The 21841-nt window shown below is 40.0% G+C and carries 19 protein-coding genes and 1 riboswitch; of the genes, 2 read left to right on the top strand and 17 right to left on the bottom strand.

Features of this window, described 5'->3' with window-relative positions:
- Positions 1-85: 85 nt before the first annotated feature.
- From V7K85_RS12145 to V7K85_RS12125, 5 genes are all read right to left on the bottom strand, one after another.
- Complete coding sequence (locus tag V7K85_RS12145; protein ID WP_334813894.1) at positions 86-688, bottom strand: hypothetical protein; 603 nt, start codon at positions 686-688, stop codon at positions 86-88.
- Positions 689-764: 76 nt separating this feature from the next.
- Complete coding sequence (locus V7K85_RS12140) at positions 765-2114, bottom strand: cytochrome P450 (protein WP_334813892.1); 1350 nt, start codon at positions 2112-2114, stop codon at positions 765-767.
- Positions 2115-2227: 113 nt separating this feature from the next.
- Positions 2228-4138, bottom strand: coding sequence for a lipoxygenase family protein (locus V7K85_RS12135; RefSeq protein WP_334813890.1), 1911 nt, complete (start codon positions 4136-4138; stop codon positions 2228-2230).
- Positions 4139-4230: 92 nt separating this feature from the next.
- A complete protein-coding gene (locus V7K85_RS12130) occupies positions 4231-4371 on the bottom strand; it encodes a hypothetical protein (protein ID WP_334813888.1) in 141 nt (46 codons plus the stop codon).
- 194 nt (positions 4372-4565) lie between these two features.
- A complete protein-coding gene (locus tag V7K85_RS12125; RefSeq protein ID WP_334813886.1) occupies positions 4566-5048 on the bottom strand; it encodes a hypothetical protein in 483 nt (160 codons plus the stop codon).
- Between the two features lie 572 nt (positions 5049-5620).
- Here V7K85_RS12125 and V7K85_RS12120 point away from each other — a divergent pair.
- A complete protein-coding gene (locus V7K85_RS12120; RefSeq protein ID WP_334813884.1) occupies positions 5621-5863 on the top strand; it encodes a hypothetical protein in 243 nt (80 codons plus the stop codon).
- Positions 5864-6560: 697 nt separating this feature from the next.
- Here V7K85_RS12120 and V7K85_RS12115 read toward each other — a convergent pair.
- The 6 genes from V7K85_RS12115 to V7K85_RS12090 all read right to left on the bottom strand — a co-directional run bounded on the left by V7K85_RS12115 (position 6561) and on the right by V7K85_RS12090 (position 14978).
- On the bottom strand, positions 6561-7598 hold the full coding sequence (locus tag V7K85_RS12115; protein WP_334813882.1) for an ATP-binding cassette domain-containing protein: 1038 nt from the start codon (positions 7596-7598) through the stop codon (positions 6561-6563).
- The gene (locus V7K85_RS12110; protein ID WP_334813880.1) at positions 7595-8683 is read right to left on the bottom strand and encodes an iron ABC transporter permease; all 1089 of its coding nucleotides are present in this window, start codon (positions 8681-8683) and stop codon (positions 7595-7597) included. The genes V7K85_RS12115 and V7K85_RS12110 overlap by 4 nt, the downstream gene beginning before the upstream one ends.
- 2 nt (positions 8684-8685) lie before the next feature.
- A complete protein-coding gene (locus V7K85_RS12105; protein ID WP_334813878.1) occupies positions 8686-9903 on the bottom strand; it encodes an ABC transporter substrate-binding protein in 1218 nt (405 codons plus the stop codon).
- Between the two features lie 153 nt (positions 9904-10056).
- Positions 10057-10929, bottom strand: a complete 873-nt coding sequence (locus tag V7K85_RS12100; RefSeq protein WP_334813876.1) for a (2Fe-2S) ferredoxin domain-containing protein — start codon at positions 10927-10929, stop codon at positions 10057-10059.
- Positions 10930-10963: 34 nt separating this feature from the next.
- Positions 10964-13006: a TonB-dependent receptor plug domain-containing protein gene (locus tag V7K85_RS12095; RefSeq protein ID WP_442940579.1), complete on the bottom strand. Its 2043-nt coding sequence runs from the start codon at positions 13004-13006 to the stop codon at positions 10964-10966.
- Positions 13007-13387: 381 nt separating this feature from the next.
- A riboswitch (cobalamin riboswitch) is annotated at positions 13388-13537 on the bottom strand.
- 418 nt (positions 13538-13955) lie between these two features.
- The gene (locus tag V7K85_RS12090; RefSeq protein WP_334813872.1) at positions 13956-14978 is read right to left on the bottom strand and encodes a serine hydrolase; all 1023 of its coding nucleotides are present in this window, start codon (positions 14976-14978) and stop codon (positions 13956-13958) included.
- 291 nt (positions 14979-15269) lie between these two features.
- Here V7K85_RS12090 and V7K85_RS12085 point away from each other — a divergent pair, with 291 nt between their 5' ends.
- A complete protein-coding gene (locus V7K85_RS12085) occupies positions 15270-15446 on the top strand; it encodes a hypothetical protein (RefSeq protein ID WP_334813870.1) in 177 nt (58 codons plus the stop codon).
- A gap of 236 nt (positions 15447-15682) precedes the next feature.
- On the opposite strand, the gene V7K85_RS12080 is transcribed toward V7K85_RS12085, so the two are convergent.
- The 6 genes from V7K85_RS12080 to V7K85_RS12055 form a co-directional block, all read right to left on the bottom strand.
- Entirely contained in the window at positions 15683-17824 is a 2142-nt protein-coding gene (locus tag V7K85_RS12080) for a TonB-dependent siderophore receptor (protein ID WP_334813868.1), read from the bottom strand.
- Complete coding sequence (locus tag V7K85_RS12075) at positions 17791-18345, bottom strand: AMIN domain-containing protein (protein ID WP_334813866.1); 555 nt, start codon at positions 18343-18345, stop codon at positions 17791-17793. The genes V7K85_RS12080 and V7K85_RS12075 overlap by 34 nt, the downstream gene beginning before the upstream one ends.
- 411 nt (positions 18346-18756) lie before the next feature.
- Entirely contained in the window at positions 18757-19461 is a 705-nt protein-coding gene (locus V7K85_RS12070; protein WP_334813864.1) for a Uma2 family endonuclease, read from the bottom strand.
- Between the two features lie 60 nt (positions 19462-19521).
- Positions 19522-20136 (bottom strand): helix-turn-helix transcriptional regulator, encoded by a 615-nt coding sequence (locus V7K85_RS12065; protein WP_334813862.1) that lies wholly within the window; start codon positions 20134-20136, stop codon positions 19522-19524.
- Positions 20133-20510, bottom strand: coding sequence for a hypothetical protein (locus V7K85_RS12060; RefSeq protein WP_334813860.1), 378 nt, complete (start codon positions 20508-20510; stop codon positions 20133-20135). The genes V7K85_RS12065 and V7K85_RS12060 overlap by 4 nt, the downstream gene beginning before the upstream one ends.
- 153 nt (positions 20511-20663) lie before the next feature.
- The gene (locus V7K85_RS12055; protein ID WP_334813858.1) at positions 20664-21833 is read right to left on the bottom strand and encodes a PepSY-associated TM helix domain-containing protein; all 1170 of its coding nucleotides are present in this window, start codon (positions 21831-21833) and stop codon (positions 20664-20666) included.
- Positions 21834-21841 lie beyond the last annotated feature (8 nt).

The raw sequence follows: 21841 nt of genomic DNA, 5'->3' as shown, positions 1-21841 counted from the left end.
AAGCTGAACAAATATGATTTGTAATTTTAGCTATTAGACAATAAGCAGATTGAGATATCGGTATCCTAATTATTATTTCATTTTATTACCTGGTAAAATGGCTGTTACTGATATTATTAGAGGTATTATCTTTTGAGTTTGTTGCAATCACTAAACACTCATTTGGAACCTTGGGAAGCATATCGTGAAAAGCAGGAGTATAACGACCATATTCATCAACAACCCTACGGAGAGTATACTCACCAGCCCGAGAAAGTCCGCCGAACCAAACGTTCTTTCTGTGCCAAATATCTCCATTAAGACAATTTTTGTCTTGGAACATTGTAAAACTTACAATCGATGTTGAAATTGGTATTCCCAGCAAAATAGGTATGATTTGGGCTTGCTGCAAAGTTTCATCTTCAAACTGAATTTTGTAAGTTGCCTCAAACCATTGAATTAAATGTAGTAATATCCAGCCAGCAATCGAGTTATGAAAAGTCCACTGTAATGGTGCAAATATCGGTAAAACCAAAGTTCTGTTCTGTGTATCCCATTCTAAATTGTACATAGTAATGCAAGTATCTGGCAATGGATTGCCATCCATGAAAAACACACCCTTAAGGACAGATGGTAATTTTGTTTCTTTGATTGGAATCATCCAGGTTGCAATATTATTGAGTTGCTTTTTCTCGATTAATTCAGCCATACTAATTTTTAATTTGTAACTAAGACAAACTCAAAAAGCCATAATAATTACCAACTGATAAATCAGCGCTCACTACTCACAGTCGTTGAGCAAAACCTTGTAGCACTAAATTATTAGGAGTAACGGCAGTCACTTTTTCAAAATCCCACTTGACTTCTGTAATTGAATCCCATTGATAATTCTTGAACAGATGTAAACAGAAAATCTTAATAAAGCCAATTGATAAGGATTTACCAGGACAGGCTCGCTCATGCCCATCGCCGTTCCAAGATAAGATATCTGAAAAATTCCGTGTTACGTCAAAATCATCTGGATTTTGGTATCTGTTGGTATCCCGATTAGCCGTAAAAATAGAGCCAAGCAAGCGAGTACCTTTTTGGAATGGACATTTTTGTTCTCCAATCTCAACTTCACCCGCTTCAGTGGTGAGTTGGCTAACAAATCGCACAGGTGGATAGAGACGAGCCGTTTCTAAAATCACTTGATTGAGAAGTGTTGACTGTTCTAGAGCGTCTGGGTCTAAACTTTCCTTGCCATTCCAAACTGCATTGATTTCTGACAATACATCATTTCTGAGGGCATTATCCAGGCATAGAACACCAATAACAGATCCCAAAAGCGCACTCGTACCGGCAGTACCGGCAAGATGAATCATATCGAAAAGGCTATTAGCGATTTGGTGTTCGTTCAACTGATACTGAGCGCCTGTTTCAAAGTAAGATGCCCATTTGGCAGATTGTTTATATCGCTTGGTTAAATGCTTGCGATGCCGAATATTTGGCGCTGTTAATATTGCCAGCAGATACTTGCTAATAAAATTTGGCAAGGATGCCAGAACAAAACCTTTAATGTAACTACTCGATGCTGTGATTTCTTCTTCAGATAAAGATATCTGAAAAACCAGTTGGTGCAAAATCGACAGCATAATCTTTGGCAAATCATTGCCGATGTGTAATTTGCCCCGTTTAGCAGCCTCTAACAGGCTTTGCTCAACTAGATCCCCTAAATAGTCTATCTTTTGAGACGGTTCCGGTAAGGCTTGTAAGAAGATAGTACGCAGTCCTGTGTGTTCGTTACCGTTCGTTCCCAAGCTCAGAGGATTATCGAGCAGGTAGCTAGGAGCTAATATTCTGATGATGCCTAAATCATTTCCCCGCAGTTGTGGTTGGGTTTGCATTAGTTCTCTTACCTGGGAGTGAGAAGAATGCATAATTGCTTGGTCTACCGCAAAATACTTATCTCCAATGCTGTCCTTACGGATATAGAGAAAATCCCGCCATGCGTTGAGTATGATTAAGGCATCCGTGTAATAAAAAACTAAGCGTATAAGCTTGCCGATCGCAGTGTCATAACCTACTTTGGCTAGTATAGGTGCAAGCAAAAGTTGGCGAGCGTGACCTTTGAGAACTTTATCTTTAAGTGTCATAATATTTACTTTGAGTCATTGGTCATTGGTCATGGGCCAAACAGGGTATTCTTATTCTTCCCCTGCTTCCCCTGCTCCTCTGCCCCACTCCCTGATTTCCCGCAGTCCCCAATTTAAATATTGATGCTCTGAGGAATTTTAGAAGGAAGCAGATACTCATAGGTTGGACGGTGCAAATTACGTTCCTTGATGCTATCTTCTACCTGCTGAAGATGACTCTGGAATTTTTGTAACAATGGTTTTACTTTCTGGTCTGTAAAGTATCCTTGTTGATACTCGCCCAGCTTGTTATAGTATACAGACCCTAACAAGCTAAGTAAATTGTATTGCCGTTGCGCCTGATCTAAGGGGGGGAGCAAATTAAGGTAGTCTTGCTCAGTAACTTCTCTTTTGAGAATTGAGGCTGGTAAATAACCTGCCATTGGTATGGCTGCGGCATAGCTCGTCAAATCTTTTTGCGGAAAGTTAACCGCAGCATGTTGAGCGCTAGCAGTAAAAATAATCAGCGTAGTGGCATCAATTAGATAATTGAGCGTTTTGATGCGACCATCTTCGCCAAAATCGGGGATGCGACCACCATCGTAAGCTGAGATTTCGGCTGCCCACGCTTGCAGGGCTGTGTCTTTCTGAATGTCTTCATCCGTGGTGTAGTAAAGGTTTAGGTAGTCTGAAACCCATTGTAAAATTGCATTCCAGACTAATAGTGCATCATCCCGGTAAGGATAAACAGGCAATAGGTTGGGATCATCCACACCGCGCTGTTGGAATTGTTTAGGTAAGATGGCACTATTGAAACCATAGCTTTGCAACCCTCGCACTGCTAAAATGCGGGAGTTATCGATTGATGCTGAGAGTAATCTATCGACGCCACCGCCAGGAGCAATGAGAATCCGTTGGGCGGCATCGTTAATTGCTAAGGTGCTGTCAAAATGCGGGTGCAGCAGAATTCTTAGGGGATGGGTGAGTGGCAGTTGTCGAGAGGTGGCGATCGCAAAAACACCAACGAAAAGGTGAGTTCTTGCTAGGTGAGTAATAGGTTCGTGGAAGTTGGCATCTGCTATTTGGACAACTGTTTTGGCAAAAAGCCAAGGGTATTTACCGGAATTAGGGGTAATAATCGGATAATCTGATCCTGGAGTTTGACCGCATTGAATGGCTATCGGACGCAATTGACGGGTGGGATCTGAGCCTTTGGCTAAGGCAAATAATGCTAGGGGAGCATAGACATATTTTTGCTCACGTGGGAATGTACCGTTGATCGCACCGGATAAAATTTTATAGTCAGCTAAGTAGAGCCTTCCTTCAAGTCCTGCTGCTGCTAAGGAATCGTCAGTTCCCATCACTGCTTGGTAATGTTCCTCTGTGACTGGGAAGCGATCGCCTGGAGTAGTTACTCGCTCGATCATGACGGGATTGTAGCCAGCTACTCGCATGTAGGCAAATACTTCATCTTCCTGGTAAATTTTAGCGATCGCTGGTACACCAATCACCGGAAACAAATTTTCATAGTCCTTGAGACTGGTTGCATGTCCTGTAGGCTGTCCTTCATATAGAAGGGTAATTACCCGATTTAGAGCATCTCTGAGGATCACAAGTCCATTTTCTTTAAGAATAGAAAAGAAAAGGTCGTCGAGTTCTTTAAGATCCTTAGATATTCCTTTGAGCAAAAACTGAGGGATAATTTGCAGGATTCTCAGCAGAATGCTAATTCGGGCTGGTAATGCTCCCTTAAGCAAGGCTTCTAAAATAAACCTTTCGACATCATCACGAATCGATTTTGAACCCTGATTGCCTCTGTTGACAATCAAGGTATTGATAAAAATAATTCGTAACTGTTGCGCTAATAAAAAATACCAGTTAGTGGTAAATTTTTCCGCCAGAGAAAGCTTATCCACCATAGCAATAGATGGAATATGGGTGTAGTTATATTGATACTCTTGCCTAGCTATATCTAAGGTATGAGTGCTTGAGGAACTGATTGAACTTGAGGAACTGATTGAATTATCTGGTGATGAAGCATTCATTGACCCTACTCACGTGTAGTACGGGGAACTTTAACAGTTTAGGATAAACAGGTTTGAGTTAGCTAAACGGATGATCACAATCAAGTTAGGACTTACGCATTATACATATGTACTATAGAAAATTTGGGCTTTTGAGCCATAGCTAACACCCAACACATTAAATATGCTACCAAATCAGCGTTGTGAGCAGCACCTGAAACGGACATATTGTAACCCAATGGTGTGTTCGCCATACATGGTTCTCAAGTTGCAACTGAACAGTATAGGTTAGACTTTTCTCCATAGCTGTAAGACGACGTAATTACTTACCTCGCCCCTTGGAGATGAGGAGAAGTATTGGACACTTGCTTGCAGAAACCCTTGGGACATCCGTTCGCATCGTTCTGACTCACTACGTGCGACATCGAATCGCACACTCTCTTACGAATTATAAATTACGATTTATTTTGACAGCATCCAGTTCCTCAATAAAAGCGTCAATTGCTTTGGCTGCGGACAGTTTGCCTACTTTCAATTTAGAAAGGACGTTTGAGCGTATTGTTTCATAGTCTGGCTTTTCTTGCTGCCCAACAGAAATAGCCTCTTGTGTTGGGCTGGTAACTCCACCCAATTGCTCATCTATTAAGCCTTTTATCTGGACTATTGCATCCGCTAGTTCCTGTCTAATTACCTGTTTTATGTCTTCATCATCAGATGGTGTAGACAAAGTTAAAGCATTCACTTCTTGTCTAACTATTTCCTTAATGTCATCATCACCAGATAATATCAGCCCAGCTTTCGACTGACCCAGAATTCCCTTAAGCAATCTTGTCGCTGCTTGATTTAATGACTCATTCTCTGAAATTTGCATTGCTGACAAAGCTTTTATTTCAGCATCACTTAGCTGAATCGAAATTGACACTTTAACCATACTCTCAACTCCTGTAAATATTTATGTCTAAATCACCGATTTTTGCCTACTAACATCTGTATACAGTTTATTTTACAGATTTTGCTTCCTTATATACAATCTGCGTAGACAAGTTATTTCCTAGCCCAATTACAAAAACTTTCTGACCTCAACAACTTTTATCCCAGATTACTTAATCTAGTCTTTAATCAAGTTCTCATTACTTCAATTCTAACGCATGATTACATTGCTGCTCTTAAAGGCAATCAACCAGGTGTGTTTCAAGATGTTAAAGCAAATTTCATACTGGAGTTGACTGTCTCTCAGATAAATAAAGGTCATGGTCGAATCGAAAAACGTCGGGTTAGTGTCGGTCAAACAATAATATGACTAAAGTCATACTGAATTTATGACTTTATTCCCCTGTATCTTCTTATTTAGTATTTTAAACTTAGAACAGTAGAGCAAATCAATTAAATTGTGTAACAAGCAAAACTTACTATAATCTTAAAGATTAGATAAGAATATATGTTCACAAATTATTGAGAAATGCTGTAGAAAACTCAAGCAAATTAATTGATAGAGATTTGAACATGAAACGTATTCTTTTAGGTACATTACTTGCTCTCCCATTTGCAATTTCTTCCTTACCATCACAGGCATCGGCAGCAGAAATCATTGTCAGACCCAACGTCCATAGAGCTGTTGTTGTGCATAAACCTGTTGTTGCCCGATTTCAACGAAAGTTAATTCCTGCACGTTGGGAAACAGTACGACGCGGTAACAGGTGGGTTAAGGTTCGAGTTCCGGCTCGTTATGTAAATGTAAGAGTTTAATATTTCTAATAGAGACTAACAACTAAAGTAGGATTGTTAGTCTCTCTTCTGTAAAAGTTGTCTGAAAAGTAAGAGTTATAAAGTAAATGAAAATATCTTGTTTGAGTCAATTTAATTAACATGCATATATATTAAAAATCTCAATTAATTAAAAAAATTATTATATTTATACTTACAATTACTTTAGTGACAGCCTTGCTGCAACCAGACCCACCGATGAGGATTATGATTTTGGAATAAGCTGCTGTCTCCACAGCAAGACACTGCTGTTCTGAAAGCTGAATAAGTAGATGGGCGTAAATAAATATATAGCGCTTCTCGTTTGGATGCAATACACTCTGACCTCACTTCCATTCCTCTCTCCTAAAAGGAGGGAGGCTTTAAATCTTACTCCCCTTCCCTTGTAGGGAAGGGGCTGTTCTTGTTAGGTCTGTATTCCATACAATTGAGAACCGCTATAATATGTTCTGTCATCGCGTTCGCGTAGCGTCTCGTAGAGAGGAACGAAGCAATCGCAAAGACTGGGATTGCTTGTCTGCGACACGCTGCGCGAACGTCGTTCCTCCTCGCAATTACATCTTACATTTAATTATGCCTACCTACTTATTACGGCTAGCGGTAATAGATATTAGAGCTATTTCGTAATTTTTCCTGATTATACAGTTAGAGAATCTTAATCAATTAGGATACAATGCTTCTATAAACAATCCAAAAATTTAATCAGTGCATACAATGAATGATGAGTGTACACAGTCTTATTGTTTGTGATTTCCCACAAAAGTTGTACGGAGTTTGATATAATTTTTATTGAGATTTGTGTTTGCATCGCGTCTGGGATAGGAGAGAAATTCTCACCTTGCTTAACCCTAAACCCAACTCTTTGTAAGGCACGAATAGTCCACACAGATCCGATACCCTCACCTATGACATTAATTTCTCCTTTGTGGGGTAAGTGGAGATTAAATTCTCCAGAAACAACATCAAACTCTACACCTTCACTGCGGAAAGTATCAGCAAACGCACCACTCAACACTAAATCTTCCGGTGCGCCAACATGTAAAATACCATTAGTTGATAATAGCCAAACTTTATCAGCCAAACGCAAAGCTAAATCTAAATCGTGGGTGGAAAGGAGAATCGCTTGATTAGTTTCCCGCGCTAACTGGCGCAACAATTGCATAATTTCCACCCGTCGCGGTAAATCAAGAAATGCTGTTGGCTCATCAAGTAACATAACAATAGGCGACTGAGCCAACGCACGAGCAATCATAATTTTTTGACGTTCACCATCACTTAATTCGCCAACTTGGCGTTGTGCTAAGTGTATTGCTCCTACAGATTTGATTGCCCAATGTACTATTGCTTCATCTTCGGGTGTCAAATTTCCCCACCAGTCAGTGTAAGGATATCGTCCCAAACTCACCAAGGTGTAGGCTGATAGCATTCCCACATCAATTTTCTCGGTGAGTACCAAACTCAGACGTTTGGCTAAGTCTTGTGGTGGTAACTTGTAAATATTTTCTCCCAAAAGTCTGACTTCGCCCGCGATTGGTGGTTGCATTCCGGCGAGCGATCGCAGTAATGTAGATTTACCTGCACCATTGGGGCCAAGTAAACAAACCAGTTCCCCAGCTAAGAGAGATACAGAAATATCAGACGTAACACACCGAAGAGTTTTTCGGGATGTTTTGTAACCGATAGTCAAGTTGTGAGTTGTTAAAATCGCATCATTCATGAGGGAAAAGATTTTTGGGAATTACGCCGCAGAATTACCCAAGTAACAACAGGAGTTCCTATCAAAGCGGTGATAGCATTTAAAGGTAAAACCATCTGACTTACCCAAAGTTGGGAAAACAAATCTGCAATTAACGCTAATATTGCACCCATGATTGTTACACTAGGGATTAATATCCGATGGTCGGAAGTATTAAACAGACTACGACACAGATGGGGAATTGCCACACCTAAAAATGCGATTGGGCCACAAAAAGCAGTAATTGCGCCTGCTAATATAGATGCACTGGTAATAATAGAAAATCTGGTTTTTTGCACCGTTAAACCTAGACTACGTGCATAAGATTCACCTAGTAAAAGTGCATTCAAAGATTTGGATTGCAGCACTGCTAACAATAAACTCAAAAGTACAACTGGAGTTAAAACAACTAACTGTTTCCAAGTTACCCCAGCAAAACTCCCAAAAGTCCACATAATATAACTTTGAATGCGTTCTTTTGAACTAAATTGCAACAAAATACTGACAATTGCACTCGTAGCGTAGCCAAACAATAAACCTAAAATTAGTAGTGTCATTGTATCTTGCACTCGGCGAGAAACAACTAACATCATTCCTAAAACTGATGCTGCGCCGATACTTGCAGCTATGACTAAACCAAAATCGCCTAAATATCCCAAATCTGCTAATAATGTTGGTGTTGTAGCACTTGCTGTCAGCACAACTAACGCTACACCCAAACTTGCACCAGAACTAATTCCTAATACAAAAGGCCCTGCTAAGGGATTTTTAAATAAAGTTTGCATTTGTAAGCCACTCACACCTAAAGCTGCACCAGCTAAAGTTGCAGTTAAAGCTTTAGGTAAACGAAATTTGAGAATAATATTAGCCCATGTAGCTTTTTCTGGTTCAAGTCCTAGCAAAATTTTGACTACTTCATTAATGGGAATATCAACTGAACCTAAAGCTAAGTCCAATAAAAAAGCAAATATTAAACCTATCAGCAAACTTGAAAAAATAATAATTTTTAGAGACAGAGCTTTTTGCTTTAGTAGGCAAATTTTAAATTTATAATTTTTAATTAACATTATTAAATAAGTTTTTGGTAATAAAATAGTTGATAATTAGGTAATATATCTGGATGCAGTATTTTAATGAAGTCAGATAAAACGACATCTGGGTTACTAATACCATCTTCCCAATAATCATTACCACCACTTTCATTTACACGGGCATTATTATTATAAAGATTTCCCTGTTTCACAGCCTTGAAATCAGCATAACGGTTATCTTCAGCAACTAAATCTTTTAAAGTATTCCAAGATTGACGGAAATTTAACCAGTAATCAGCATTAGCCGCACGTTCTAAAACAACTTCAAAAGATAGAGGTAGACTACCAGATGATTTATCATCACTCCAGAGGTAGTTTGCTCCAGCATCAGCCAGATATTTTGCTACGTAACTTTTGCCTCCAGGCATATACCAAGTTCCTTTAAAGTTAAATCCAACAAATACAGTCGGGCGATTTTTTACAGATTTGGCTTTTTGAGCTATTTGTTTATATTTATGAGCAATTTCATTGAATATTTTTTCTGCTTGTTCTTCTTTATTAAAAAATAAAGCCGTAAATTTCAGCCATTCACTTCTTCCTAATGGTGTGTCTTCCATATATTCCGCATTTATCCCCACTTTCAAACCCGCCTCTGTAAGTTTGGCATAACTATCAGTTTGGGAATTTCCAGTACCATAAGTTGTTACCAAGTCAGGATTTAATTCTAATAATTTTTCTATATCTACATTGTCATTATTACCTATTTGTGATACTTTTTTCGCTTTAATTCTTTCTACCACATCAGGAGTATTTACTTGCTTACTATTACTAACGCCAATCAATTTATCAACTACTCCTAACCTTACTAAGTGCGGTAAATGAGTAGTAGATAGAGTGACTATGGAATTTATAGGGACTGTAATTACCTGTGTTTGATTAAATCCTTGTGGTGTAGGAGTTCCACATTGAACTAGAACATATTGAAATGTTGTATTGGCATTCTTCCAAGGATTTTTTATAATGACGATTTTATAGTGTTTATGATATTCTACCGCCAAGCCTGCGGCATGAGTAATTTTGATTTTATTGGGAAAGTAATCAGTATTAGGGTCATATTTTTGAATACAGCCGTTATTATTGGTATTTGTAGATGTGTTAATTGCTGTACTATGGCAAGCAATGATTAAAGTGGCAAGTAAAAAAAATTGGCATAGAAAAATAATCGGTTTTGAGTGAGTAAGTTTTATCAATTTCATGGGGTTTGAGAGAAATATGATTTTTATCACGCCCCAGACGCGGAGGAGGACACTTTCGTGGGCGGCCCGACTTGAGGAAAGTGTCCGTCGCGCAGAGAGGAATGCCATAGAGAACTGCTTTATATCCTTGCGTGAAATTTAAAAAAAAATAAATTACACAGAATCTGGTGGATAACAATGTTCAGTAACTTTGTTACCTTTTACCAAATGTTCATTGACAATAGTTTCAGCTATATTTGAGTTAACGCGAGTGTACCAAGTCCTATCATCTGAATAAAATACTACTGGTCCTAGTTGGCAAACTTCCAAACAGCCAGATGTTCTCACTTCTACATCTACACCTGCTTTTTCAACTGCTGATTTCAAAGCATCAAATGTAGGTTGCCATTTGCGTGAAGGAAGACAGCGAGTAGAAGTACAAACCGAGATATAAGAATGTTTTAGGGGATTTTTAGTAAATGGTATTGGTTTGTTCCCCAATACATAAATGTCTCGTAGTTCTTCATAAAGAGCTAACTTTGATAACTTAGGCTTACCTTCTGGTAATAAATTTTCACCTTCTACATATGGATTTGGCAATAAAATAGTCATGAGGTTTTCATCTGCACCATTCCAAAAATCGATTCCCCAACTTCTAGGGATACCTTCTGCATTAAACCGTCGATAAAATGCAGCACGATTTACTTGACGTTGTTGCCTTAATTCTAAAGGAGTCTTACAATGAGGTCCACCTAAATTAGCCTCAATACATAGGTGCAAATGCCACCCTTCTGTAACTACTGTGAGATATCCATCATAGAGGATACAAATTTTGGGTGGAGCATTAAATTCTAATTCTAATACACCTCCTTGAACAATATGCCCTACTCCTACCTGTTGCCAATTTTGCTGAAATAAAGTGTAAAGTAGCGATGACAAAATATCACTTCCACAATCAAAATATTCAGATTCAATAGACCCTTCCGTAGATAAAGCCTCAGTGACAACTTGATTTAATGGTGTTACCCAAGAATTGAATTCAGCCATGAGATATTCTCCTTATATTAGTCACCTTATTGCATCAGAATGTTGAACTCAAACCAACTTGAAAAACTCTCCCCCCATCAGGAAAACCAGGGAATAATTGGTATCTCTGGTTAAAGATATTATCTACACTGCCTGTCAACACTAATGTATTACTAAGAGTAATCCGCATTTTCCAATCAAAAGTAGTGTACCCAGACAAAGATTCTGTATTAATATTGTTTATGGGATATGCACCCAAAGAATGCATTAGTATTCCAGCATATAAACCTTGGCGAGTTTCATAAGAAAGTCCTGCATTTAAACTATCTGCACCGGCAAACCGTAATTCTTTATCAACTTCGGTAGAGTTTGTACTTTTTAGAATTCGCGGATAATTTGCTGTATAACTAATAAAGGCATAGATATTCTTCGCTAGCTGCAAATTTAAAACTGCTTCGATTCCGTTAGTGCGAACCTTACCAATATTTTCGTAAGTAGCTACAGGAACAGCAAAGTTATAAGCGATTAAATCTGATATTGTGTTGTTGAAATAGGTCAAGCGCAATAAACCAAAATTACCTAACTTCTGGTCTATTCCAATATCATAACTATCGCCTTTTTCTGGACGAAGATTAGGATTTCCAACGTAAGTACTACCATTGGCATATAAGCTAAAAAGATTCGGTGCGCGGAAATTCTTGATATAATTAGCTCTCAGGGTGGTAGAGTCGGTAACTGCAAATTTTGTCCCGACACTTGGTGATGTAAATGAACCATTTGTCAAGCTGCTAAAATCTTGGCGTAAACCTAAGTTAGCAGTGAAGCTTGGGGTAAAGTTAATTTCATATCTAGCAAATAGCGCCCCTTGACTAATACTATCGTCGTAAGTGACTGTTTTTGTATTAGCAGAAAAATCGAATGTACTGTTAGTAGCTGCTACATTGCGATAATCAAAGCCATAAACTAGGGTTTGATTATTAGCAAATTTCCAACTGTGTTGTGTTTGCAATCCATAAGAAGTCTGCCTGTTATCATATCGTGCTTGGGATGAATTGCGACTATCATAGCGAGTGTTAAGGAAATCTGCGTAAACTTTTGCTGTTAGCAGTGAATCATCCCCACCTCCTAGTTTTGAGTTCCAGGTTAAATCAGTGAGAACTTGGTCTGTGTATTTGCGATCGCTATTCGTCAACGAGTTAAAATAACCTTGACCATATAATGGTTCAGGAATCGGTACTCCTCCTGGCACTCCTTGGTCTTTACCTAAATATAGGGTTGAAAGGGTTACGGTATTGCGAGAACCTAAATTCGTCTCTAACTTGACATTAAAGTTATTGTAGAGAACATCATTGTTTTCTCTAGTTCCCTGAAAGTTAGCTTCTGGGATGGAAAAAGGGTAGTTATTTTTTGCTTGGGTGCGGTTATATCCTACAACCCAACCAATATCGCCGACTTTCCCACTACTATTGATAGTCTGCTGATTTAGTCCATAGGCGCCAAAATTAACACCTGCTTGTGTCGTCACTTTTTCTGTGGGACGACGAGTGATGATGTTAATCACTCCCCCAATTGCATCGGAACCATAAAGGGTAGAACCACCACCTGGTAATACTTCGACTCTTTCAACAATATTGGTAGTAAATTCTGAAAGGTCAAAACCACCCGAACCTAAATCATTAATCGGTCTACCATCAAGCAAAATTAAGACTTGTGCAGAGTTAGAACCTCGGATAAATTGACCACTTAAGGCGTTTACTTCTGTGCCAACTGTACCATCAGGCAAAATACCAGCAAGAAATTTTAGCGCTTCTCTGACAGTTCTAGCACCTTGCGCTTCCATTTCTTCACCGGTAATGACGTAAACCGGACGGGTGGAATCTTTTACTGTCCCCTCGCGGCGAAAGGGTGAGTAAACGGGTTCATTCAGTAGCTTGTCGATGACTGTTAATTCAATATCTGGTTCTTCTGTGGATGCTGGAGTATTTTCAGGTGTTACTTGTGCAACTGGTTGTAAGTCTCTTGCAGAACCTTCATACTTGGGAAACTCAGATATTTGTGGAACTTGATTAGCAATCGCTACATTTCCTCCACCGACCATCCCATAAATTGCGGTAAAAACGAAGATTTTTGAGAAAAATTCACAATAAGTAACTATACGGAAAGTGGACATGAAACTCCTCGTTTTCAGTAAATTCAGGTATTTATTTGTGTTATGAGTTTTTGGGATTTAGGCTTCAACTAGCTTGCTGCAATGCATTGGCATACCTAAATCATGCTGGCTACTATTTGGATATCAAAAAAGACTCTGTGGTATTCCTTATGAATACCCAAATTTCTATAGAAAAACCTAAAATCGAGCCTTATGACTAACAGCGAAGCGAAGTAGTAAAACTTGCAGAGGGTACTAACTTAAATCGATACCTATACTCACGAAATTCATCAATTATATGTATCATCTGTACCTCGCAGATAAATGTTTTGTGTCTGGAGTGAGTCGGCGGGTATTCTGACTTTGAGACACGTTATATTCGTCTCATTACAGCTGCGGGACAGCGCCGGATTTACACCGAACTTTCCCCCTTGCGCCTGATGGCTGCTCCCCATCAGAACCGACAGTTATGTGTCAGATTACCATAGTTGCTGTTTATGTGCAAATTCAGTCGATGATAATTTTGATAAATATTCCAATTCTCGATATCTATCACTTATGAAACCTGGGATGTATACTCGCACCACAGTTAACACACATAAAATATCCCATGTCAAGAATTTTAGATAGTAAATTAAACTTTATACACTAAATATAGAGATAAATTAAGTTTTATTAAAGACAATATAAGTTACGTCACACCCGTTTTTCAAACGGGTGGACAAAGCTTTCTCAAATTACTATAGAAGCACCGCAAATAAAATTAGTGGTAGTTTTTTCACTACTTCATCCCAAATATGCTACTAGACTACATAACTTTAACAGCCTTAATTATCAATGTCAGTCTCTTACTATCATGAAATTTTGAATTGAATTTTTTCTGGATAAACGTCAATAATTAAGGTAGATGGCTAACTTTTGCTTGCTCAAAGTAGCCATACACCATCTGAGAAACTTGACGAATAAAAGCTGTTGCTCTCTCGTCATTATTCGGTCTTCGCACGAAAATTCCTGCCAAATAACGCTTACCTGATGGTGTTTCAATGATACCCGCATCGCCCAGTACAAACCTCAAAGTGCCTGTTTTATGAGCAATACTTGCCCCATAACCCAAACCAGACGGGAGTAAGCTTCTATTATGGCAACGAATCATGATACCTAAAACTTGAGAGCGACTTGTATCAGAAATTAACTGATTATTTGCAATCAAAGCTGACAAGCGTACTAAGTCTTTCGCACTAGTTTTATTAGTTCCGTTAAAGTCTCCTAACATATTGTGAATCACAGTACTTTGTAATCCCCAAGTGCGAAACCGCTGATTTAAATTTACCTTACCACCTAAACGGTCGATAATCATGTTTGTAGCGGTGTTATCGCTAATAGTCATCATTTTGGTTACAGTCTCCAAAAGACTAATCTTAGTTCCCACCCGCCGATACTGCATATCTCCAGAACCACCAGTAACGTGTTTACGTTGCATCACCAATGTTTCATTTAGTTTGATTCTCCCTGCATCTATTCCTTGAAACAAAGCAATCAAAATAGGATATTTAATTGTGCTAGCGGCCGAGAAAGCTTGACCACCATTGATATTTAAATAATCCCCTGTTTGTAAGTCCATAAAAAAGATTCCGGGAGTGAGGAATCTGTAACGAGCCATTAATGCTTTAATTGGAGTTTGTAGTTCCGATATTTCTCGTCCTAGAGGAATTATACCAGTGTATTTAGGCCTATCTGTTGGCTTGAGAAAATCGCTTGAGGGAGTTGGGGGAATGAATTTCAGTTCTGGTAATTGTAAATCTGATTGATTTCCACTCCCGCCATCTGCGCTGTCAACTTGATTTATATTAGGATTCGCCTTTACTGGTGACGACAGTAGAAGAATACTTGTGAGACTCAGTAATAACCAGCGTAGTTTCATGTAGTGCTGTGAGGATAGGGGTGGATTTATTTACAGAGATTTTCCGGATAAGTAAATGAAATCCGGATTGATTGACATAATATTCACTAAAATTTCCCATGTCAAGATATTATAGATAACATAATTACCTGCAACTTGGGTGAGAAAAACTAGGAACCAAAAGTAAAATATGAGTACATAATTTATACATATATTATATTACCTAATCATATATTTATACAAATAGTCAGAGATTAAGATTGCAGTTATCTCATACTTTTTATGATTGATTGATGATATAAAAGTATACCGATGTATCACCACGAAGACGCAGAGAAAGAAAATGTCTCTCCTCTTCAAGCGTTCCCGTTTCGGGTTGCCTTAGGCATCGCTTTATTCTTGGTGAAGGATCTGGCATTGCGACAATTATTAAGTTTGACGTGTGCGATGGCGTACCCGCCCGCCGGAGGCGATCGCATAACTTTATGATCCCTTTCTCTGTTTGCAGGGATAGAAACTTTACTGCTCAACACCTTGATTTCTTTTGTTTTAAAAACGCTTGCCTTTGACGCTCCATCTTGATAATGGCTGTCGTCATCAATTTTTTGGGTTTGAGAACCAAAATCATTGTCTGAAACCTTAAAACTATGTTCCATAATTGAGAACATTTTCAATTATGGAACACAAACCTAAATACCTACCCTTGAAAGAGGGTTAGGGTGGGGTCAAAACTCCACTGAAATCGTTCCCAACACAGTTAACGGTGCTTGAGGGAAGACGAAGTAGCCATTCGTGTCGTAATATTTGACATCGAAGATATTCTTAAAGTTGAGTGCAGCCCGCCAATTACTCCGTTTATAGGAGATTGCGGCATCAGTTCTGACGTAAGAAGGAATAGTAAACGGATCACTCTGGTTGGCAATGCGCGAGCCGACAAAAAATAACCCTGTACTAAATGCCAACCCTTGCAAGTCACCCTTTTGAATTTCGTAGGTTGTCCATAAAGAAGCGCCATGATAGGCTGCATTTTCCAGTCTACGTCCTACTGGAATGGTGTTATCTTTGCTGACAAATGCATCATTCAAATATCCAGAAGCAATAATCTTCCAACCTGGTAAAATTTCCCCTGCTACATCCAGTTCAATCCCTCGACTTTTCACTTCTCCCACCGCAATTGAGAAGTCGGTATTGTTAGGGTCTGTTGTGAGTATGTTTGTTTTGGTAATATCATAGGCTGCTAGTGTTGCTAAAAGCCGTCGATCAAAAAGCTCAGATTTTATACCAACTTCGTACTGTGTACCGCGAGAAGGTTCGAGTATTTCTCCACTAGCAGTTCTGCCAGTGTTGGGAACAAAGGAACGGCTGTAACTGGCATAGAGCGAAATCGGCTCTATGGGTTGATAGACTAATCCCACACGGGGGGAAAAGGCATTACCGTTAAACTCAGAGCTATTGATGTCTCCACCTAATGGTCTTGTACTATTGACGCTATCAACAAAATCGTATCTACCACCAACCAGCAACTTCAAATTAGATAGTAGGGTTACCTGGTCTTGCAAATAAAGACCTAGTGTGTCGGTTTTGCCAGAATAATAAGTAGCATTTTCTAGGGTTGTGGGACGACCAGCACCATAGACAGGATTGAAAATATCGATTAAGCCAGTACTATAGTTGTAGTTAGATAAAAGACCAGGTGGTGATGTGTTTCGACTCAACTCAAAACCTAGAAGTAATTGATGGGCAATTGAACCAGTGTTGAACTTACCAATTAAATCATTTTGCCAGGAGTAGTCTTTAGTGAGGAGATTGTCGTTTACTGCGTAGTCGCGTTGCAAAGTACGACCATCTGGTTGAATGCTGTCAATGTTAATATAGGCACTGTTCTCAACTAACGATTGGAAAAAAAGAGCGCTTCGCAGTTGTAAACTTTTGCCGAAATGCTGATCCAGCGTTAAAGATGCGCGATGATAGTCTAGATTGTCAAAGTCATCACGCTCTCCGAAGTTGCGAGTGATGGGAAGCGTCAGAACGGGGTTATTCGGTGGAAAGGCGCGATCAAATCCTCCACGTCGTCTACCATACTGATATTCAAAAGTGAGAGATGTGTTTTCGCTAGGCTTATAAGTGATGACAGGGGACACAGTGAAATTATCGTAATGATAGAAATCCCGGAAACTGCCGGAATTCTCGTAAGCAACATTCAAGCGATAGAGTAATTTTTTGTCGGTGGTGAGTGGTCCAGAAAAGTCGATGGTACCCCGATAAAAACTGAAACTACCTGCTGTAAATTCTGCTGCGTAGTAGGGGTCGCTCAAGGGCTGCTTAGTAACATAATTGACGACACCGCCCGGTTCAATCTGACCGTAAAGTACAGAGGCAGGACCTTTAAGAACTTCAACTCTTTCTACGCTGGAACCATAGCTGAAGTGGTTGTCGGTTTTGAAGCCATTTGTCAGAATGTTGTAGTTAGTAAATCCTCGAATCGTGTAGATATCAAATGCATTGGCAAAGCCCGTTAACGGGGACACGCCAGACACATTGCGGGTAGCATCGGAAATCCGCGTGATTTGCTGGTCTTTGATTACCTCTTGCGGGATAACCTGAATCGATTGGGGAATATCACGTAGAGGCGTATCAGTTCTGGTGGCAGTTGATGAATCTGTGGCGCGGTAATTATCTTGTTCGCCAGTCACCACCAACTCAATCGGCTGATCACCCGAAGCTGATGGTTGAGTTGGTTGTGTCTGATTCTGTGGCTGACTAGTTTGGGTTGGTTGTGTTTGCGGTTGCTGCTGTGATGGCATGGCAGATGCGGCACTTGCAACAGAGAAAATCAGCCCTTCATCTGGACTATCAAACAACTCCACAACTGGCTGATTGATTTCGCCGTGACTGTTACCCTAATAGTATTGGCATTAAAGTTTGTCACCGTGACTTTGCTAACACCCGCTATTGGTTTATCTGAGCGAAATGTAAACGCATCGCCCGATGGTAGGCGCAGTTGGGCATTTGGAATATCAGTGATAAAATTATTGCCCGAAGTGCGATTTACTAGTTGCAACTGTTGCCCCTTGGATGTCTGTAAAATTACCTCCATACCTTTAGAAGTGGGGTTTGCTTTGACTGCTGTAACTTGGACAATTTCTGATCTGGGTGTTGGCGATTGCACTAATAACGTTCGAGCGCTAGTCAAAACGGGTTCTAGCTCACTTAATTGCCTAATCTTCCTATTTGCATGAGTTGCTGTCAAATTTTTCTGGCCTAAGCTTGGATTTTCTTGGTTGTTTGTCAGATTCTGGCTCTTACTAATTTCCCGTGCCAATACAGTCTGTGCAAAAAACACCGACAGCAAAGTAGCCGCCAACAATGGCAGTTGCAAATTCCACATATTTTCCTCACACCAAGATAAAGAGAGCAGGTGTTAGCAATAGAGCAAATATTTTTGCTCGTTAGGCGAGAAGTATTCTCAAATTGCTCTTGATAATACAATACAGGATTTCAATCAAAAAAATGGCTCCAAAACGGAATTTTTTTGCGCCCTAACTTGGAATTTTTGGCATTGCTGAGATTGAGTTAGCAATAGTTGAGCAATTTCAACTGTTAATACCAAGTTGCCAATCAGAAGATTAGAAACAGTGCGATCGCCTATCTACTTGCCTTCGGCTATACAACAAGACAAAAGTAAAGAACTTCTTCCTATTCTTTTCTTTGTGTAAGCTTTTTACTTATTTGGGGTGGTGTGCTTATTTCCGTCGCTTTTTACTAGTTATAGTATGTCTGCGCGATCGCCTTCCTACCTTTATTTCTGCAACTGCTGCACAAACGCACTATGCTCCGGTGATTTCAACCCCGCTTGCACCACCTCTAACACCTGCACCATCTGATTGTTCAACAGCGCTTCCACCGCCAACCATAAACCCGGAAACACCTGAGAGCGAATAATTCCATCTGCATCGGGAGATTGCAATCGATAGTCGCCATCACTTAGGTAAAACCATTCAATTTGATTCTCGTAGGATTGCCAAATTACATACTCCAATACCCCATTACGGCGATAAACCTGCTTTTTGCTGCCTCTATCAATAGCGACACTACTCGCTGCAATTTCAACAATCAATTCGGGAGAGCCTTCAATGTAACCGTCGCTGCTCAAACGGGTTTGTCCGCCTGCGTCCGGCTCAATAAACAGCACTGCATCTGGCTGGGGTTCGTTATCTAAATCTAGTCTGACTGTCGGTGCATCACTCAAATCAACACCAGGAGTCAGTGATTGGTAGACTCCTAACCAAGTTATAACTCGACTGTGGGGTTTACCATGCTGCTCATGTCTTAAGGGAGATGCCACGTAAACGATTCCTTCAATCAGTTCTGCTTTCTTGATATGGGGTGCAGCTGCATAACGCCGTTCAAATTCGGGGCGAGTAAGGCGATCGCCACTTTCAAGCGGAGGCAGATGTCTCTGGGACGAATTGGATTGTGTTTCGGGTGAGTACTCTCTAACCATTTGCCAATCCTTGAAGTTGCCGGATACTTTTGACTTTAGCAAACCTGCACTGAAGGTTTGCTAAATCATGCCATCTATTTGCTTTTGATACGCTTTTGGATTTATGCCGTATTTTTTCCTAAACGCACTCGCAAACCGACTGCGGTTAACATAACCAACTATTGGAGCAATTTGTTCAATTTTCATTTCCCCTGACAGCAGTAATTGCCTGGCTTGTTCCATGCGATAGTCGTGTAAGTAACCAAACACTGTAGTACCAAAAATTTGACGAAACCCGCGTTTTAGAGTGTATTCGTTAATACCCACTTGTCGAGCTAGATCGATTAATGAAGGTGGATTACCGATATTCCTTAGTAAAATGTCTCTAGCGTGATGGATGCGATCAATTTCTTGAAGCCGTAACAGTTTTTTTGTTGGCGCTGCTACTTGATCTGCTAGCTTGAGGGAAACCAATTCTAGTACTTTGCTCTCCAGATACATTTTGCGTGTTAGTCCCTGATAAGGACAATGAAGAATCTGCTGGAGCGCGACTTGTTTGGCTGGGGTAATTAAACTAGGACGTAGGTTAAAATATTCTGGTACACCTGCGATCGCTTTTTCTATATCTTGCGGTAGTTGTTCTCCATAATTTTCTATCAACGTCCTCAGCGTTTCTGGCTTAATTATCAAACTCACCCATCTGAGATTACCTGCTCCATTAACGTTGTGATTCGATTGTGGATACACACCACCAAAAATAAAATATAGTCTTCTCCTGACTTTGTTCGGTGTCCATCAAAATCTTGCCCTGACCCAGCTAAAATAAATCCAAATTCTAAACTGTTTTGGTGATGGGCATGAGTGATCCACTTGATTGACTGCGGCAAATAGGTTTCTAGAATTTCAATGATAATGCCTTCACGAAGCTGAATCCAGCGATAATAGCCTGCGCCCAGTTCTTTAGGATATCGACAAAGATAATCTTGTGGATGGATTGGATCGATCAGGAATTTTTGATTTGCTGCTTTTCTCAAATCCCAAAAATCATAAACCGTGATGTTAATTGTCATCGTGTGTTGTACTGTGCAATGGCGATCGCTGTTGATTAGATATATTACATCTATGCGATGGCTTTGCCCGCGGCAGGCATCGCACCAGAAACCGTAGGTTTATTGCCTTTGATTGCTGTTGCGTGAGTCCGAAATCACTGATTCATAAAAATGTTAATTCGGCAAATTTGAATTTGATGTTGTATAAATATGTGGTTTTGTGCGGTGACGATACTGCCACATCACAAAGCCAGTGATAAATAGAATTAACGGTGCAAGTCCAACGAAGACATAGAGAATGCGCGTAGGTATTCCGCCAAAAGTGCCGTAGTGGAGTGGTTCAAAAGAATTGAGGACGCGATCGCCTAACGACATCGGAAACATATTATCCACTCGCAACACTTCACCGCTATATTGGTCGAGATAAACATAACTTTGCCCGTTCTCATCATCATCCTGGGGTAATTTAAAGCGAATACTCAAAGCATCTTCTGGTTTATGGGGAAAGTAAATCGTTCCAAGCATTGCATTTGGGAACGTAGCACGAGCAGTTTTTAGTTGACCTGCCAGTTCCAGTGGAGTTTTACCTGGAACAGGCTTAGAGACAGGTTCTGATATTGGCTTGCGGGTAAATGTCACTGCATAAATGATCGGTTTAGTGAAATCAGAGAAATTCCAGCAGAAACCAGTGAAGCCTGTTAGGACAATAAACATAGCCGTAACAATGCCTGCTACTTTGTGAATATCAAAGTTAACCCGTTTCGGATGAGCATTCCACTTGATTTTAAAGCCGTTGAGCAGCTTTCTCCAACCAGGCCAGAGGAGGATACCTGTAATACTGAGGATACACATCAATAAGGCAGTAATCCCAGCGATCGCATATCCAGTTTTGCCTGCCAATAAACTGTAGTGGAGTTCGTAGACAACGGAGAAAAAGCGCTCGGAAAAAATTTCTTGACTGTTTCCAAGAACCACTCCTGTATAAGGGTTGACATAGAGTTCAGCCAAATCGCTTTCCTGTTTTCTGGGAACAACGATCGCGGGAGCATTTGGCTTTGCAGATATATAAATCCGATCGATTGTTACGCCTGGTTGATTTGCATAGGTTGTTTTCACCCGATTGAGGATAACTTCCACAGGTAAGCGTTCCCGCTTCGGGTTGCCGTAGGCATCGCCACTAGGAGTAATCGTTCCAATCTGACGATGCAATAAAAACTCACTAATTTCATCGTGAAAGACTAACATACTACCCGTTAGACCGATAATAATTGCAATCAGACCTACAACTAACCCGATATAACGGTGTAGTCTAAATACAAAGTCTCGGAGTTTTTTTGAGTGCATAAACTATA

This window comes from Nostoc sp. (assembly GCF_036917615.1).
Taxonomy (GTDB): domain Bacteria; phylum Cyanobacteriota; class Cyanobacteriia; order Cyanobacteriales; family Nostocaceae; genus Nostoc.
This window is presented reverse-complemented; position numbering and strand designations above follow the sequence as displayed.

Coding starts and splice junctions, on each gene's coding strand:
- V7K85_RS12145 (WP_334813894.1), bottom strand. CDS start 688: ATGGCTGAATTAATCGAGAAAAAGCAACTCAATAATATTGCAACCTGG.
- V7K85_RS12140 (WP_334813892.1), bottom strand. CDS start 2,114: ATGACACTTAAAGATAAAGTTCTCAAAGGTCACGCTCGCCAACTTTTG.
- V7K85_RS12135 (WP_334813890.1), bottom strand. CDS start 4,138: ATGAATGCTTCATCACCAGATAATTCAATCAGTTCCTCAAGTTCAATC.
- V7K85_RS12130 (WP_334813888.1), bottom strand. CDS start 4,371: ATGGCGAACACACCATTGGGTTACAATATGTCCGTTTCAGGTGCTGCT.
- V7K85_RS12125 (WP_334813886.1), bottom strand. CDS start 5,048: ATGGTTAAAGTGTCAATTTCGATTCAGCTAAGTGATGCTGAAATAAAA.
- V7K85_RS12120 (WP_334813884.1), top strand. CDS start 5,621: ATGAAACGTATTCTTTTAGGTACATTACTTGCTCTCCCATTTGCAATT.
- V7K85_RS12115 (WP_334813882.1), bottom strand. CDS start 7,598: ATGAATGATGCGATTTTAACAACTCACAACTTGACTATCGGTTACAAA.
- V7K85_RS12110 (WP_334813880.1), bottom strand. CDS start 8,683: ATGTTAATTAAAAATTATAAATTTAAAATTTGCCTACTAAAGCAAAAA.
- V7K85_RS12105 (WP_334813878.1), bottom strand. CDS start 9,903: ATGAAATTGATAAAACTTACTCACTCAAAACCGATTATTTTTCTATGC.
- V7K85_RS12100 (WP_334813876.1), bottom strand. CDS start 10,929: ATGGCTGAATTCAATTCTTGGGTAACACCATTAAATCAAGTTGTCACT.
- V7K85_RS12095 (WP_442940579.1), bottom strand. CDS start 13,006: ATGGTCGGTGGAGGAAATGTAGCGATTGCTAATCAAGTTCCACAAATA.
- V7K85_RS12090 (WP_334813872.1), bottom strand. CDS start 14,978: ATGAAACTACGCTGGTTATTACTGAGTCTCACAAGTATTCTTCTACTG.
- V7K85_RS12085 (WP_334813870.1), top strand. CDS start 15,270: ATGTATCACCACGAAGACGCAGAGAAAGAAAATGTCTCTCCTCTTCAA.
- V7K85_RS12075 (WP_334813866.1), bottom strand. CDS start 18,345: ATGTGGAATTTGCAACTGCCATTGTTGGCGGCTACTTTGCTGTCGGTG.
- V7K85_RS12070 (WP_334813864.1), bottom strand. CDS start 19,461: ATGGTTAGAGAGTACTCACCCGAAACACAATCCAATTCGTCCCAGAGA.
- V7K85_RS12060 (WP_334813860.1), bottom strand. CDS start 20,510: ATGACAATTAACATCACGGTTTATGATTTTTGGGATTTGAGAAAAGCA.
- V7K85_RS12055 (WP_334813858.1), bottom strand. CDS start 21,833: ATGCACTCAAAAAAACTCCGAGACTTTGTATTTAGACTACACCGTTAT.